14 protein-coding genes are annotated in these 14,343 nt (G+C 68.1%); 10 read left to right on the top strand and 4 right to left on the bottom strand.

Annotation, left to right across the window (positions count from 1 at the left end; genetic code table 11):
* The first annotated feature begins 150 nt into the window (after nucleotides 1–150).
* The 5 genes from ACA514_RS45290 to ACA514_RS45270 all read left to right on the top strand — a co-directional run bounded on the left by ACA514_RS45290 (nucleotide 151) and on the right by ACA514_RS45270 (nucleotide 3,360).
* Nucleotides 151–1,731, top strand: coding sequence for a sensor histidine kinase (locus ACA514_RS45290; RefSeq protein ID WP_375047690.1), 1,581 nt, complete (start codon nucleotides 151–153; stop codon nucleotides 1,729–1,731).
* Nucleotides 1,728–2,153, top strand: a complete 426-nt coding sequence (locus ACA514_RS45285; protein WP_375047688.1) for a roadblock/LC7 domain-containing protein — start codon at nucleotides 1,728–1,730, stop codon at nucleotides 2,151–2,153. Before ACA514_RS45290 ends, ACA514_RS45285 begins: the two co-directional genes overlap by 4 nt.
* Nucleotides 2,154–2,156: 3 nt before the next feature.
* Nucleotides 2,157–2,531 (top strand): DUF742 domain-containing protein, encoded by a 375-nt coding sequence (locus tag ACA514_RS45280; protein ID WP_375047687.1) that lies wholly within the window; start codon nucleotides 2,157–2,159, stop codon nucleotides 2,529–2,531.
* Nucleotides 2,512–3,132 (top strand): ATP/GTP-binding protein, encoded by a 621-nt coding sequence (locus ACA514_RS45275; RefSeq protein WP_375047686.1) that lies wholly within the window; start codon nucleotides 2,512–2,514, stop codon nucleotides 3,130–3,132. Before ACA514_RS45280 ends, ACA514_RS45275 begins: the two co-directional genes overlap by 20 nt.
* Nucleotides 3,133–3,219: 87 nt before the next feature.
* Complete coding sequence (locus ACA514_RS45270; RefSeq protein WP_375047685.1) at nucleotides 3,220–3,360, top strand: hypothetical protein; 141 nt, start codon at nucleotides 3,220–3,222, stop codon at nucleotides 3,358–3,360.
* A 219-nt stretch (nucleotides 3,361–3,579) separates the two neighbouring features.
* Here the strand turns inward: ACA514_RS45270 and ACA514_RS45265 are convergent, their stop codons facing one another.
* The 4 genes from ACA514_RS45265 to ACA514_RS45250 form a co-directional block, all read right to left on the bottom strand.
* Nucleotides 3,580–4,440, bottom strand: a complete 861-nt coding sequence (locus ACA514_RS45265; RefSeq protein WP_375047684.1) for an SGNH/GDSL hydrolase family protein — start codon at nucleotides 4,438–4,440, stop codon at nucleotides 3,580–3,582.
* Between the two features lie 574 nt (nucleotides 4,441–5,014).
* Nucleotides 5,015–7,903, bottom strand: coding sequence for a glycosyl hydrolase (locus ACA514_RS45260; protein ID WP_375047683.1), 2,889 nt, complete (start codon nucleotides 7,901–7,903; stop codon nucleotides 5,015–5,017).
* A gap of 188 nt (nucleotides 7,904–8,091) precedes the next feature.
* Nucleotides 8,092–8,706 carry a TetR/AcrR family transcriptional regulator gene (locus ACA514_RS45255; protein ID WP_375047682.1) on the bottom strand — a complete coding sequence of 205 codons (615 nt, stop codon included), beginning with the start codon at nucleotides 8,704–8,706 and terminating at the stop codon, nucleotides 8,092–8,094.
* 207 nt (nucleotides 8,707–8,913) lie between these two features.
* Nucleotides 8,914–9,537, bottom strand: a complete 624-nt coding sequence (locus ACA514_RS45250; RefSeq protein WP_375047680.1) for a TetR/AcrR family transcriptional regulator — start codon at nucleotides 9,535–9,537, stop codon at nucleotides 8,914–8,916.
* Between the two features lie 118 nt (nucleotides 9,538–9,655).
* Here ACA514_RS45250 and ACA514_RS45245 point away from each other — a divergent pair, with 118 nt between their 5' ends.
* The 5 genes from ACA514_RS45245 to hsaB all read left to right on the top strand — a co-directional run bounded on the left by ACA514_RS45245 (nucleotide 9,656) and on the right by hsaB (nucleotide 14,326).
* The gene (locus tag ACA514_RS45245) at nucleotides 9,656–10,483 is read left to right on the top strand and encodes an SDR family oxidoreductase (RefSeq protein ID WP_375047678.1); all 828 of its coding nucleotides are present in this window, start codon (nucleotides 9,656–9,658) and stop codon (nucleotides 10,481–10,483) included.
* Between the two features lie 18 nt (nucleotides 10,484–10,501).
* Entirely contained in the window at nucleotides 10,502–11,680 is a 1,179-nt protein-coding gene (locus ACA514_RS45240) for an NADH:flavin oxidoreductase (protein WP_375047677.1), read from the top strand.
* 617 nt (nucleotides 11,681–12,297) lie between these two features.
* Nucleotides 12,298–13,461, top strand: a complete 1,164-nt coding sequence (locus tag ACA514_RS45235) for a Rieske 2Fe-2S domain-containing protein (protein ID WP_375047676.1) — start codon at nucleotides 12,298–12,300, stop codon at nucleotides 13,459–13,461.
* A 68-nt stretch (nucleotides 13,462–13,529) separates the two neighbouring features.
* Complete coding sequence (locus ACA514_RS45230; protein WP_375047675.1) at nucleotides 13,530–13,760, top strand: hypothetical protein; 231 nt, start codon at nucleotides 13,530–13,532, stop codon at nucleotides 13,758–13,760.
* 65 nt (nucleotides 13,761–13,825) lie between these two features.
* Entirely contained in the window at nucleotides 13,826–14,326 is a 501-nt protein-coding gene (hsaB, locus tag ACA514_RS45225; protein ID WP_375047674.1) for a 3-hydroxy-9,10-secoandrosta-1,3,5(10)-triene-9,17-dione monooxygenase reductase subunit, read from the top strand.
* The last annotated feature ends 17 nt before the right edge of the window (nucleotides 14,327–14,343 follow it).

Here is a 14,343-nt window from a genome sequence, read left to right as displayed (position 1 = left end):
GCCGCTGCTCTCAAGGGCTGGCACATCTTGCGGAAGGCCCGCTGCTCACCCAGCCGCCTATCCGCCATCGTGCGGGCCATCCTCACCATCCATCACCAGGACCAATGAGGATGGAATCAGCTCAGTGTGGCGGCGAGTTCGAATCGGACGGTGCCTTCGAGCGTCCTCCAGGAGTGGCGCTCGACCGTCCCTCGGCTGACGGCCGAGTGGAGCTCCGCCCAGCTTGCCGCCTCGCGGGTCTTGACTCACCAGACCGAGGCGATCGGCAGGCAGGTGTTGCTGCGGCTGGCCTTGGTCGGCGGCCTCGGCCTCGTGGTCGTCGCGGCATCCATCTGGTTCTCGGTGAGGTTCGCCCGGAGCCTCTCCAACGAGTTGCGTGGGCTGCGAGGCGCCGCGCAGCATCTGGCCGACCGGCGACTTCCCGAGGTCATCGCCCGCCTGCGCAAGGGCGAGCAGGCAGGCACCGACGTCGACAGCTCCCCGTTCGGTCAAGGCAGAACCCGGGAGATCGCGCAGGTCGGCGCCGCTTTCACCAAGGTTCAACGGACGGCGATCGAAGCGGCGGTGGGCGAGGCCGAACTGCGCAAGGGCATCAGCCGCGTGTTCATCAATCTGGCCTGGCGCAGCCAGTCGCTGCTGCACCGCCAGCTCCGGATGCTCGATGCGATGGAGCGGCGAGCCTCCGACCCGGACCAACTGGAAGACCTGTTCCGCCTGGACCACCTGACCACCCGCATGCGCCGCCACGCCGAGGGCCTGGTCATCTTGTCCGGATCGAAGACCATCCGCGGCTGGGACGACCCCGTCCCCGTGGACGATCTGCTGCGCGCGTCCCTGGCCGAGGTGGAGAACTACCCGCGAGTCGAGGTCAGCACCGAAGCGCAAGTGTCGGTCACCGGGCCGGTGGTCGCCGACGTGATCCACCTGCTGGCCGAGCTGATCGAGAACGCAACGGCATTCTCTCCCCCGCACACCGAAGTGTCGGTCCGGGCGGCATTGGCGGCCAACGGACTGGCCATCGAAGTAGTGGATCGCGGCGTCGGCCTGGACTCCGACGAGCTGGCCGCCATCAACCGGCAACTCGCCGACCCACCGGAGTTCGACCTGGCCGACACCGATCGCCTCGGGCTGTTCGTCGTCGCCCGGCTCGCCACCCGTCACGGCATCGGCGTCGTCCTCCAGCCGTCGGCCTACGGCGGCGTCACCGCCGTCGTGCTGCTTCCGATGGCGCTGGTGATCCAGGACGGCAGGTCTCCGACCTCCCACAATGCGATGGACATCCCGCGCCGGCTGAGCGAGCGGCCCCGCGAGACCGTGGCGGTCTTAAAGCCCCGGGCGAGGAATGCGCCGCCGGACCGGCTCCCGCAGCCGCCCCAGGAACAGAGTGTGTGGACGAGCGAGGAGTCGAACTTCACCGACGTGTCGTCGGGAATACCGACGCTGGCTCCCACAGGGGACGACGACACCGACGAACTTCCGCGCCGGACAAGGCAGAAACATCTGGCCCCGCAACTGCGTGCGCCCGAGGCGTCGCAGCAGGGTCGGCACGCCATGCGCCCCGCGAAGCAGGACGACGTCGACGAGTACAGCCCGGAGGCCAACCGCGACCTGCTCTCCTCGCTGCAGGCCGGTTGGACCGCGGGCCGCGAAACCGATGACGAGAGCGACGCCGCCGACGAGGACAGGCTGCAGGTCTTCGACGAACGATTGTCCAAGGGGGACACATCATGACCCAGCCAAGCGCGGCCAGTGACCTGAGCTGGCTGCTGGACGACCTGGTCGACCGGATCGGAGAGGTACGGCAGGCTGTGCTGCTGTCCAAGGACGGCCTGGTGATGGGCGCATCGAGCAACATCACCCGCGACGGTGCCGAATACCTCGCGGCGATCTCCGCAGGCCTCCAGAGCCTGGCCAACGGCGCCCGCGAGCATTTCCGCAAGCAGCAGGTACGGCAAACCATCATCGAGATGGACGACGCCCTGTTCTTCGTCTGCGCGGCTGGCAACGGCAGCTGCCTGGCGGTCCTCAGCGGCTCTGGAGGCAACGCTGGCCTGGTCGGCTACGAAATGGCCCTGCTCACCAAGCGTCTCCGCAAGCGGCTGACCGCCGCTCCCAGGCCGGCTGGTGCGGCCGACGCCTCCACCGCGAGATGAACCATGGACGCACCGCGGGAACGCCGTATCGGATCCGATGCCGGACCGCTCGTCCGCCCCTATGCCCTCACCGGAGGGCGGACACGTCCCCAGGGAATCCGCCTGGACCTCGTCACCGTCCTGGTGACCACCGGAAGAGCCGCTGAAGAGCGGACTCGGATGTCGCGCGACCAGCAGCGGCTGCTGGACCTGTGCCGGGTCCCGCACACCCTGGCCGACCTGACCTCCGAGATCGACCTGCCGCTGGGCGTCGTGCAGGTCCTGATCGCAGACCTTCACCGTCAAGGCCTGGTCACCGAGCAACGCGGTGCTCCGCTCGCCGCACGACCAGACCCCCGTATCCTCCAGAGAGTTCTCAATGATCTACGCGCCCTCTGATCCCGACCCCGCCGACCCGTACCCGGCTACCGGCGCCACAGGCGGCCACAGCGACACCCATCTCGCACTCAAGATCCTCATCGCTGGCGGATTCGGAGTCGGCAAGACCACCTTCGTTGGAGCGATCAGCGAAGTCCGCCCGCTGCGCACCGAAGAACAGCTCACCGATGTGAGCACCGACGTGGACGACCTGAATGGGATTGAACGCAAAAGCACCACAACCGTCGCCATGGACTTCGGCCGCATCACCTTCCCCGACGGGATCACCCTCTACCTATTCGGCACACCCGGCCAGGAACGCTTCTGGTTCATGTGGCGCGACATGGCCTACGGAGCCGTCGGAGCCGTGGTGCTCGCCGACACCCGGCGCCTTGCCACGAGCTTCTCCGCAATCGACTTCTTCGAACAGCGCAACACGCCCTTCATTGTCGCGGTGAACTGCTTCGATGGCGCAAAACGCCATCGCGTTGAGAAGATCCGGACGGCGCTCGATCTGGATCCGCAGACGCCGATCGTGCTCTGCGACGTCCGACAGCGGGACTCCGCCAAGCACGTCCTCACCGCCCTCGTCCAACATGCCCTCGATGCCGACACCCGCTGACGCCCGGCAGAGTGCGTCCGCGACGTTCGCGCTGATCATCCGGAAGGCCCGACGCGAACACCTGGACCGCGCCGACGTCCCACCCCGGTGTTCGCCCAGAGCCTGGTGCGCAGCATCTGCCTGGCAGCAGCATTCGGGGTCTCCGTCCCGTTCCTGACCACGAGCACCGGCGCATACCTGTGCTGGCTCGCCGCGCCGATCGTGCTCGCCGTCGCCCGCCGCCTCTAGGTCCGCGCGCCGTCAGACGACTGATCGGGATCGTCCGACCAGACTGTCCTCAAGGCGCAAACAGCGATGCACGTGTACCGCTCTCTCGGGCTGAGCATCATCCCCCGATTATGGCTACGCGCAGTCGTTTTCGACGGCTTTCCTCGCCGCGTCGACCCCGGATAGAGCGGAATGATCGGTCCCCCCGGCCCGGGGCGGGCCGAGGGGACACCGGGCCGCTCACGTGCTGAGCTTGGCCTTGACGAGTCCGGCCACGGCCGCCATTCCGGCGGCGTTGGGGTGGGCGGGGGCGGCGAGATTGAGAACCGGCTCGGTCCAGCGGACACCGGTAGGCTTGCAGGCGTCGTGGCCGGTGCTCACCTGGAAGGGGTTGGCGGCCGTCGCGCCGTTTGCCTCAGCGCGCTTCTCGATCATGTCGTCGAGACTGCGATGTACGGTGCTGAGCCATGGGAGGTCGCCCGGCGCGATCGGCACGCTGGGCCAGCAACCGCCGGTGTCCGGCGTGATGCGAAGGTAGCCGGTCACCACGATCTTGGCCTTGGGGGCACGTGCACGGATGCCTCGGACGGCGGCGTCGATCTTAGGCGCGGTGGCTTCGATCCGGGCTTGGAGCTGGTCGGTGCCGCCCGAGGTGTAGTGCTTTTGGCAGGGATTGCTCCACCATTCACCGAGCGACAACTGGGCGCAGGTACCGATGATCTCGCCGAAGCCGATGTCATTGCCGCCGATGGTGAGGGTGACCAGGTCGGTGTTCGGGCTCAGCGCGCCGAACTGCGGCGGAGCCCCGGTCGTCGATTGCGACTGCGTGAGATCGGCGGTGATGGCACCGCCACAGCTGACGTCGGTGAACTTGGCGGGCTCCAGAGCTTCCGCCAGAACATGGGCGTAGTTGTGGTCCGAGCGCTGGCAGGCCTTGTCGACCTGCGTCGAGATGCCCGGCCCCGAGGCGAAGGAGTCGCCGAGCGCGACGTACTCGCGGTAGGCCGCCTGCGCATGGGCAGGGGTGGCGAGAGCGGCGAGGAAAGCGAGGGCCGGGGCGGCGGCCACAGCGAACGTGTGAGCCGATCTGAAAGCGCGCATGAATCGCTCCAGGGGGAGTGGTGAGGCAAGTGTCAAAGAGCAGTCCATTTGCTCCCTACTTGCCAGTAGCAAGCCTGAAGCTAACATGCGCGAATGGGGTCAACAAGATTAAATCGGGCCCAATTTTCGATGACGACCAAGCGGTGCGCAAAAGGGCATGCCTGGACAGTTCTCGACGGCTTGCCGAGAACTGTCCAGGCATATGATTTTCGGCGCCGGTCTATTCTTTGCCGGCCATATTGGCGAAGAGCGAAGCGGCCGGCCCGATGAGGCCGCAGTTCTGGCGTGACGGGCGGGCTTGTCCGGAGAACCGAGGGTTCTTTGGAGTCGGTTCGGCAGCGGGAATCGATGCCGTGGTCGGCGACCGTTTGTCGAACGGCAACCTTGGGTGGCAGTACGGGACCGACGCTCGGCGAGCGGCCGGTCGAACTCTGGCCGGTGGCGGAGAAGTCCGTGCGTCTTCGGAGCCGGCCTGCGGACTGCCAGCGTTAGGCAACTGCGAGGTCTTCGGCAACTGGCCGGTGACCCGCCCGCATCCATGGTGGAATCGGGCGGGCCGTGACCGTTGCGATGGTCAGTTCGTGATCGGCACCTGCTGGTACGGCACCACGCGGACCGGGCCGATCAGGCCGTACTGCTGGCGGGGCTGCTGGGTCTGTCCGGGGAAACCGTCGGTCACCCTCAGCCGGTTCCGCAGCGGGGTCGCGACGCGGATCGTGATCGCGTTCGATCCCTGCTTCAGGTACCCGCCGAGATCGAGCCGCCGGGCCACCTGGTCGGCCGGAGGAAGCTTCCGGCCGTTCACGGTCACCTCGTAGGTGTCGGTGACCTGGCCGAGGTCGAGGTAGGCGCCGCCCGCCTCGTCCATGGTCACCGTCGTGCTGTAGGTTCCGACACCCGAGACGTCCTGCAACTCGGGGATCGCGCTCCACGGCGTGAGCGCGGTGAGCCTGAGCTGGTGCTGGGTCACTTCGTGCTTCCCGTCAGCGCCGCGGTGCCAGTCCTGCACGGACAGCGCCCAGTCCCGGGGTTCCTGGGCTGCCGGGACGGAAGGCACGTTCACCTGCGTCTTCTTGCCGTTGTCGAGGGTCACCGTGTAGGTGCCGGCCTTGGTCGCACGCAGTTGCGGTGCGCCGTTCTGGATGCTGGTCTCGCCGCCGGTAGTGGCCGTGACGTGCCGGGCGGTGCCGCCGCCGAGTGCGATGACGGTGGTGGCGCCCGGAGCCAGACTGACCGGAACCGTGGTGCGGTCGGCCTGAACGGCGTACTGGCCGATCGGGTTGATCTCTCCGCTCCAGGCGTCCAGTTCGTAGGGCCTGCCGCCGCCGTCCAGGGTCACCTGTGTGGAGATTGCCGACGAGGTCGGGTTGTACAGGTAGTACAGATCTCCCTGCGGCAGGGCCCGGCGGACGGTGAGCAGGCCCGGCTTGGTGGCCTGCGCCGAGGGATGCACGCCGAGGCTGCTGAGGGCGGCGGGCAGTTCGCTTTGCGCATCGATGTGCCTGACGGAGGGCTGCGCGAGCAGCTGCTTGACGAGTCCGGCGAGTTCGGCGTCCTGCTGGGCGGCCTTGTAGTCGCCGGGTGTGCGGGTCGGCGGCGCGCCGACGATCACGATGGGCAGGCTGTCATGAGCATGGTCGAGGAACTCGCGCGCGGTCTTCACCGGCAGAGTCGCCTGGCGGTCCAGGACAAGTGCCCGGTAGCCGGGACCGCCGGGGGCGAGCAGGTGGTTCTTGACGGGGGCCCCGTCGAGCTGGTCCGGGCCGGTGAAGTCGTAGGTGAATCCGGCCGCGCCGTCCGGCTCGTTGACCTTGGTGCCATAGCTTTGCCGGTATACGGCCAGGTCGACCGAGGGGCGTCCCTGGCGCAGGGCGTACTGCATCCGGGCGGTCCAGCCGGTGATCTTACTGGTGTCGTCCCAGGTCGGCTGGCGCGGTCCCCACGCTTCGGAGAAGCCGTTGCCGCCTTGCAGCGTGAACGGGGAGAAGCCCGGCCACTGGGCGCCGAGCCCCTGCTCGGTGGCGAATCCGTGGTAGACGATCTGGTTGACGCCATGGGCGAAGGCGGTGTTGAAGTGCTTCAACATCTCCGGCCATGTCTGCCCGTATGCCTCGTTGTAGGTCGCGCAACATTCGAGCGAGAAGACCTTGCGCCCGGAGAGGTGGACGGCGCCGCTGGAGATCCAGTGGAAGGGGTCGTCGGTGTAGCCGGCCTGCATGCCCAGGGACTCGGTCTCGGGAACGTCGACCTTGGCGTCGATGCTGGGGGTGTCGATGGTCGTTCCGTAGGGCTGGGCGCGGTAGCGGAGGTTGCGCGCATGGGCCCATGTCTGCAGCGGCTTGACGTGATCGTCGGTGTACAGGTCGGTGAGGGTGCGGTAGTAGTCGTCGCGGACGCGGGCGCCGCTGCCGTCGGTGAACTCAAAGTCCGGCGCGTCGTCCGGCGTCACCGAGGTGTACTGCCGGTGGATCTTGTCGATGAACAGGACGGGCAGGTCGTCCCGGAGCGGGTAGCCGCGCCGCTTCTGGAACTGGGCGAGCAGGTCCCACGTCCAGTGCTGGCCGGAGTCCAGCTCCAAGGAGTCCTCGAAGAGGTTCCCGCCGTCGCGCTTGAGCAGCTGCCGCAGTTGCGGCGTCAGGATGTGCGCGTCCCAGTAGTCGGTCGCCGCCTTCGCCCCGGCTGAGCCGAAGTGGTCGACGACGTACGCCGGTTCGCTGGAGGCGGCCTGCCCGGCGACGGATGCTTGCCCGGTGCCGCGCTGCCAGTAGCCGAGCAGCACCCATTCGCCTCCAGCCGGCGCCGTCCAGGAGACCGTGCCGTTGTGGACCTTCGCGGTCAGGTCCACCAGAGAGCTCTTCTCCAGCTTGACCGGCTTGGCCGCCGTGCAGCTGGAGGCGCAACGGACCGCCTGCACCGCCACGAGGGTCTGCTTGGTGACGCCGGCGTGCGGCGCGGGCGCCGACGGCACCGGCCCGGTGTAGGGGGCGCCGCCCTTGACGACGGCGCGTCCGTAGGCGATCTCCTGTGCGGCCTGCGGGGCGTCGGGGGTGAGGCCGGGGACCACCAGCGGCCACGAAGGACCGACAGTGAAGTCGATGCGGACCCCGTACTTGCGGCCGGCCTCCACGGCCGTCTTGAGCCGGTCGTTGAGCGTCGGGCTGCCCCAGCCAGACTCGGCGGGGTTCGTGCTGAACATGCAGGAGATCTCGGCGGCGGAGAACCCATGATCGGCGATCTGCTTCACTTCCGCGTCGACCGACGCGGAAGTGATGTCGCCGCAGGGCCACCAGTACCGGATCTTCGGCCTGGCTTCGGAGGGCGGGTCGGCGAACGCGCGCGCGAACGATGTTCCGAACGGTGAGGGAGACGCAGCCGAGGCGGTGCCGGGCGCCGCGAGCGCGGCCGCGGTCACCGCCAAGGCCACGGCGCCGGTGCGCAGGCGCCGCGGTGGGGTGGCGAACATGAGGACTCCTGGCGAGCAGGTCGGTCGAACGGGACGCCCGGTGGGCTCCGAAGGGTGATTAAAACGTTTTAATCGCTGTCCCTGTTGCGACCGTAGATGTGTGCCACGCCACGCGTCAAGGTTAAAGCCGAGTAGAACTCTGTTTTAAGGCCTGCTGTCGGGCCACCCGGCGCCGGATGGCCGCGCGCTCATTCGACCTGATCCGGGCTCGTGGCATCGCCGGCCGCCTCGCACATCCTGTTGAACGTCTCGACCAGCGCAGCCATGTCGACGGACGGATCAAGGAGCCACTGAATCTGTAGGCCGTCGCACACGGCGAGCAGCAGTCGGGCCATGTGCTCTGCCGTTTCGTCGTCACGGACCCGGCCAGAGCGCTGACCTTCCTCCAGCCCATGCGTGAGCAGCGACACGAGATCGCCGTAACGGTCAGTGAAGAAGCCGTGTGCGTGGTGCGCAGGGTCGGTGGCGGCCGCAGACAGCGCCACGAACAGCTTCACCAGGCCCGGCTGCTCCATGTTGTGCCGTACCGTCTGCGCGACGGCCTCCCCGGAACTGCGCGGCTGCTCGGTGACCTCGGTGTCGAGGGTGTCCCGCCGCTTCAGGACGGCGAGCAGTAGCTCCTCACGTGAACCGAAGTGATGCAGCAGTCCCGTCTGAGAGAGGCCGACCCGGTCGGCGATCTCCTGGATGGACGAACCGCGGTCCCCTTGCTGGGCGAACACCTCGAGGGCCGTCCGCAGGATCTGTTCCCTGCGCTCCAGGCCCTTGCGATAGGGGCCGCGCGGTTTCCGCTGGCTGCTCACACCGACGACGGTACTGCCCGGCCAGCCTCGCTCTTGTCCGCGTTCCTTTGGACCTTGATTCGTGGATTCGTGCTCAGCGGCTCCCACAGGGAGCCGCTGGAGTCGTCACGACATCGACGGGATCGATCGTCCAGTGCGGGGGAACGTCGCTGCCGACTCCGTGACTTCCATCGAGGAGAGCGTGCACTCTGTGCATCGAGGCAGCGGTCAGGAGCCGTCTCCGGCTGAGGGCGCGGTCAAGCCGGCGGTGAGGAAGGCGATGACGGTCCCGGTCTCCGGTGGCGCGATCGCCGCCGCTGGGGTGGACGTCAGCGGATGCCCGTAGACCTCCAGCAGAAGGGTGAAGGCCAGCCGCCATCGCTCGGCGACCTCGCGGCCCGGCAGTTCCGGCATGGCGCGTGCGAGCATCACCTCGAACGGGACCGAGCTGAACCAGGGGGAGACGTTCGGCAGGCGCCAGCCGGGCAGAGCGAAGCGGGCCAGCAGATGGCACAGCATCCGACCCTTTTCCGTCTTCGCCAGTTCCTCGAAGGGCTGGACGACGGCCGCCACCAGCTCTCCCACCCGGGCCTGCGGCTTCGAGGGGCCGTCCGTTCCGGACTGGTCGGCGATCGCCTCCAGCCGATCGGCCCACAGCGGCAGCAACTCGCGTTCCAGCAGTGCAGTGATCAGCCCCTCCCGCGATCCGAAGTGGTAGTGCACCGCGCCCGGGTTGAGGCCGGCTTCGGCGTTGACGGCGCGGACCGACACCTGATCGGCCCCCTTCTCCAGGAAGAGCTGCTCAGCGGCGTCGAGCAGGCGGTCGCGGGTGGATGGGGAAGCGTCTGCCATGTGGCCCATTGCATCACATACCCTCTAGGCAGTATCCAATCAGTGATTGGACAACGCTAGAGATGCTCGGTCGGCAACGTGCTCGTGCGCGCCGAGCTCCGGAAGGGAGACCTGGACCATGGGAACTATCGCGGTCACCGGATCCGCCTCGGGCATGGGCGCTGCGAGCGCCGCGCTCCTCGCAGACGCCGGTCACACCGTCATCGGGGTCGATCTCCACGACGCCGACGTCACGGCCGATCTAGGTACCGCGGATGGACGGCGCGCCGCCGTAGAGGGGATCCTGTCCGCCGCCGGCGGCGTGCTCGACGGCGTCGCGGCCATCGCCGGGGTGGGCCCGAACATGCGGGATGCGGCTGCCGTCATGTCGATCAACTACTTCGGCCCGGTGGCGCTGCTGGAGGGGCTCCATCCGGCGCTGGTGCGGTCGGGTGCCGGACGCGCCGTGGTGATCGGGTCCAATTCGGCGACGACTGTCCCCCTGATCGACGAGGACCTGGCGGAGCTCGCGCTGGCCGGCGACGAGGACGCCGCCCGCGAGCGCGCTCTCGCCGCGCAGAGCGCCATGCCCGCGGAGATCATCGAGATGGCGCCCAGCATCGGCGCCTATGCCACGTCCAAGTTCGCCCTGGCCCGCTGGGTGCGCCGTACCGCAGTCCAGGCTGATTGGGCGCGGCGCGGAGTGCTGCTGAACGCGATCGCTCCCGGCGCCGTGCTCACGCCGCTCATGCTCGGGTCGACCGGCACGGCCGCCGAGACGGACCCCGACGAGTTCCCGACGCCGATGCCGCTGGGCGTCTTCGGCCGCCCGCAGGACATCGCGTTCTGGGTGCACCAGTTCCTCAAGCCGGAGGCCCGGTTCACCACCGGGGCGGTCCTGTTCGTCGACGGCGGCACCGACGCCGCCATGCGGCCCGATGCCCAGCCGACCGCGATGACCTTCTGACCCCTCGAGGAGGATGACGTGACCACCACCGAACAGAACACCCCCGAGGTGTTCGAGCCCGCCCGGCTCGGGCCGCTGACCCTGCGCAACCGCATCATCAAGTCCGCCACCTTCGAAGGCATGACCAAAGGCGCGCTGGTCTCCGACGACCTGATCGAGTTCCATCGACGGCACGCCGCGGGCGGCGTCGCGATGACGACCATGGCCTACTGCGCGGTGGCCCCCGAGGGACGCACCGAACGCGACCAGGTCTGGATGCGCCCGGAGGCGCTGCCCGGCCTGCGCCGCCTCACCGAGGCGGTGCACGCCGAAGGCGCCGCGGCGTCGGCCCAGATCGGGCACGCCGGACCGGTCGCCAACGGAAAGTCCAACGGCGTTCCGGCGCTGGCGCCGTCCGCCTCGTTCAGCCCGATGAGCATGCAGCGGATCCGCAGGGCCACCGCCGCCGACGTCGAGCGCATCGCCCAGGCGCACGGCGAGGCCGCGAAGCTGGCGATCGAGGCGGGCTTCGACGCGGTCGAGATCCACCTCGGGCACAACTACTTCGCCAGCTCGTTCCTCAGCCCGAAGATCAACAAGCGGCGGGACGGGTTCGGGGGTTCCCTGGCCAACCGCGCCAAGGTCGCCCTGAGCGCTGCGCGCGCCGTTCGCGACGCCGTCGGCGACCGCATCGCGATCCTGGCCAAGCTCAACATGGACGACGGCGTGCCGGGCGGGTTCTGGCTCGACGAGAGCCTCCAGGTCGCCCGCTGGCTGGAGCGGGACGGCAGCGTCGACGCCCTGGAACTGACCGCCGGCAGCTCCCTGCTGAATCCGATGTACCTGTTCCGCGGCGACGCGCCCGTCCGCGAGTTCGCCGCGACGTTCGGGCAGCCGCTGCGCTTCGGCATCAACCTGGTCGGCAGCCGCTTCATTCGCGCCTATCCGTACCAGGAGGCGTTCCTGCTGGACAGCGCCCGCCAGTTCCGCGCCGCGCTGGACCTGCCGCTGGTGCTGCTCGGCGGCATCACTCAGCGCTCCACCATGGATCTGGCCATGGCGGAGGGTTTCGAGTTCGTCGCGATGGCGCGCGCACTGCTGCGCGAGCCCGACCTCATCAACCGCATCCACAACGAGCCCGCCGCCCGCTCGCTGTGCATCCACTGCAACAAGTGCATGCCGACGATCTTCAGCCGGACCCACTGCGTCATCGCCTGACAGACGCCGCGGGGGACCAGAGCGCCGAGACGGTCGGTCCGGCCCGGGACGGTCTGCTCCCCGGGCCGGACCGGGCAGAGGCACACCGCCAACGCAACCTCGATCGTCGTCACATCGGCGACCTGCGAGGGAGCCGGCGTTTGCCGCCGGGCTCTCCGGGAGAGCATCGACGATCGCGGCGTACTTGGGAGTCTTGAAGCCCGTGCGGCAACGCGTGATGACGTCCCGGGCTCAGCTGAGACCAGTTGCGGGGCATGACCGCGGCGATCATATCTCCCTCTTGGCCGACCGAGCCGGGCTCGGTTATCCCTCGGCCATGGCGACTGCCCGCCCCACCTAACCGCGATTACGCAAGGCCTGGGGACGCCACCGGTTGGCGCGAAACCGGCCATCCAATTCGCTGTACTGCGCCTGGTGGAAAGCGCTGCCAGGAGCAGTACCGCCATCGGCGTGAGGACCACCTCGTAGCAAACGTCCCTGATATCGGCATTCCCTGTCGTCTGCCGGCAGTCCGCAGAAGCGGTTCCAATGAGTGGGAGAGTCGCTTCCCCCAAGACTCACGGGTTCGGACGATGGTGCTTGAACGGCTTGGCTCGGGGAGCGGACTTGGAGGAGCGATGGCTTCAGCGCAGACGGATGAGGTGCGCGTTATCGAGACCGGTGCACCGCCTACCAGGTATGCGCGAGGCTGGCACTGCCTGGGGCTCGCCGACAGCTTCCGGGATGGCAAGCCGCACGCGGTCCACGCGTTCGGCACGAAGCTCGTGGTGTTCTCCGACAGTTCCGGAAACCTCAACGTGCTCAACGGGTACTGCCCGCACATGGGCGGTGACCTCACGCAGGGCACGATCAAAGGCGACGACCTGGCCTGCCCCTTCCACGATTGGCGATGGTCCGGTTCCGGGCGCTGCGCCGGCATTCCCTATGCCCGGAGGGTACCTCCCAGGGCCCGCACGAAAGCCTGGACGGTACTAGAGGAGAACAAGCAGCTCTTCGTCTGGAATGACCCTCAAGGGAATCCGCCGCCAGCCGAGGTGACGATTCCCCGGATCGACGCTGTCTTCTCCGACGAGTGGACCGACTGGACGTGGAACTCCGTTCTCATCGAGGGCGCCAACTGCCGCGAGATCGTGGACAACGTCGTCGACATGGCACATTTCTTCTACGTCCACTACTCGTTCCCGGTGTACTTCAAGAACGTCTTCGAAGGGCACCATGCGTCGCAGTACATGCACTCGAAGGCACGTGCCGATATCAGCTTCGGGTCCAACTACGCCAAGGCCGAGGGCGAGGAGGAGAAGCTCGGTCGGTCGGAGGCCACGTACTTCGGGCCGGCGTACATGATCGACTGGCTGCAGGGATCGAACGGCGCCATCGAGACCGAGACCGTCCTGATCAACTGCCACTACCCGGTGACTCCGACGAGCTTCGTGCTGCAGTGGGGGGTCATCGTCAAGAAGCAGCCGGGCCGGCCGGAGGAAGAAGCGCAGCAGCTGGCCGATGCCTCCGCCAGCGGGGTCGAGATCGGGTTCCTGCAGGACGTCGAGATCTGGAAGAACAAGACCCGCATCGACAACCCGCTGCTCTGCGAGGAAGACGGCCCCGTCTACCAGCTGCGGCGCTGGTACGAGCAGTTCTACGTGGATGTCGAGGCCGTCACTCCGGAGATGACGAACCGGTTCGAGTTTGAGCTGGACACTCAGCGTCCGATCGAGTACTGGCAGCGCGAGGTCGAGGGGAACCTCGCCCGGCAGGGCGGCGCGCCGGTCGTACCGGGATGAAGCGCCGCCGGCGAGGCGGCATCGCCTCGCCTGCTGGTGACCGACCTTCCGCGGATGGGGAGAGCGCTGTGCAACGCGTGTCGTGCCTTCAATGCGGCGCCGTCGTGCTGGTGGAGAAGAACAGTCTCGCCCAGACCTCCGTGCAGTGGACCGGTGACTCCGGTCGTTGCGCAGAGTTCACCGAGCGGCTCGCGCGGTTGGGTCCACCCAGGACAGCGCTGATCCCGACCTGTGAACAGCTGCGCGAGTCGATCGACGACGCCGTTCGCAACGGCGTCCTGCAGGTGCCCGAGTGGTGACTGGATCCGCCGGTCACCGCGGCAGGCGGCGATGGTCGGCTCAGCTCAGGGCTGAAGGAGGTCATATGTCCACGCCTGTGGACGCCCAGACGTTCCGCAACGTGCTCGGGCACTTCTGCACTGGCGTCACTGTGGTCGCGGGGCTGGACCGCGGGGAACCGGTCGGATTGGCGTGCCAGTCCTTCACCTCGCTGTCGCTCGACCCGCCGCTGGTGCTGTTCTGTCCCGGCCGCACGTCCACCAGCTGGCCGCGGATTCGCAACGGCGGCAGGTTCAGCGTCAATGTGCTGGCCGATGATCAGCGCGACGTGTGCGCGGCATTCGGCGCGACCTCGGCTCCGAAGTTCAGCGTGGTCGGGTGGCGGCGGACGGCGGCGGGGGCCGTCGTCTTGGACGGTGTCCTCACCTGGCTCGACTGCTCCATCGAGGCCGTCCACGACGGCGGCGACCACGACATCGTCGTCGGCCGTGTCCGAGAGCTCGGGGTGGAACGCGACCACCGGCCGCTGCTGTTCTACCGGGGCCGCCATGACCTCGACGAACCGTTCCTGAGCGAGCACCAGTGAGGCGGGCCCCGAGTCGT

This window comes from Actinomadura sp. NTSP31, from assembly GCF_041951385.1.
In the GTDB taxonomy this organism is placed as follows: Bacteria; Actinomycetota; Actinomycetes; order Streptosporangiales; family Streptosporangiaceae; genus Spirillospora; species Spirillospora napierensis.
This window is presented reverse-complemented; position numbering and strand designations above follow the sequence as displayed.

What these genes read in the sequence shown, in the direction of transcription:
- ACA514_RS45260 (WP_375047683.1), bottom strand. Translation starts at nt 7,903, where the DNA reads ATGTTCGCCACCCCACCGCGGCGCCTGCGCACCGGCGCCGTGGCCTTG.
- ACA514_RS45265 (WP_375047684.1), bottom strand. Translation starts at nt 4,440, where the DNA reads ATGCGCGCTTTCAGATCGGCTCACACGTTCGCTGTGGCCGCCGCCCCG.
- ACA514_RS45280 (WP_375047687.1), top strand. Translation starts at nt 2,157, where the DNA reads ATGGACGCACCGCGGGAACGCCGTATCGGATCCGATGCCGGACCGCTC.
- hsaB (WP_375047674.1), top strand. Translation starts at nt 13,826, where the DNA reads ATGTCCACGCCTGTGGACGCCCAGACGTTCCGCAACGTGCTCGGGCAC.
- ACA514_RS45235 (WP_375047676.1), top strand. Translation starts at nt 12,298, where the DNA reads ATGGCTTCAGCGCAGACGGATGAGGTGCGCGTTATCGAGACCGGTGCA.
- ACA514_RS45250 (WP_375047680.1), bottom strand. Translation starts at nt 9,537, where the DNA reads ATGGCAGACGCTTCCCCATCCACCCGCGACCGCCTGCTCGACGCCGCT.
- ACA514_RS45285 (WP_375047688.1), top strand. Translation starts at nt 1,728, where the DNA reads ATGACCCAGCCAAGCGCGGCCAGTGACCTGAGCTGGCTGCTGGACGAC.
- ACA514_RS45275 (WP_375047686.1), top strand. Translation starts at nt 2,512, where the DNA reads ATGATCTACGCGCCCTCTGATCCCGACCCCGCCGACCCGTACCCGGCT.
- ACA514_RS45245 (WP_375047678.1), top strand. Translation starts at nt 9,656, where the DNA reads ATGGGAACTATCGCGGTCACCGGATCCGCCTCGGGCATGGGCGCTGCG.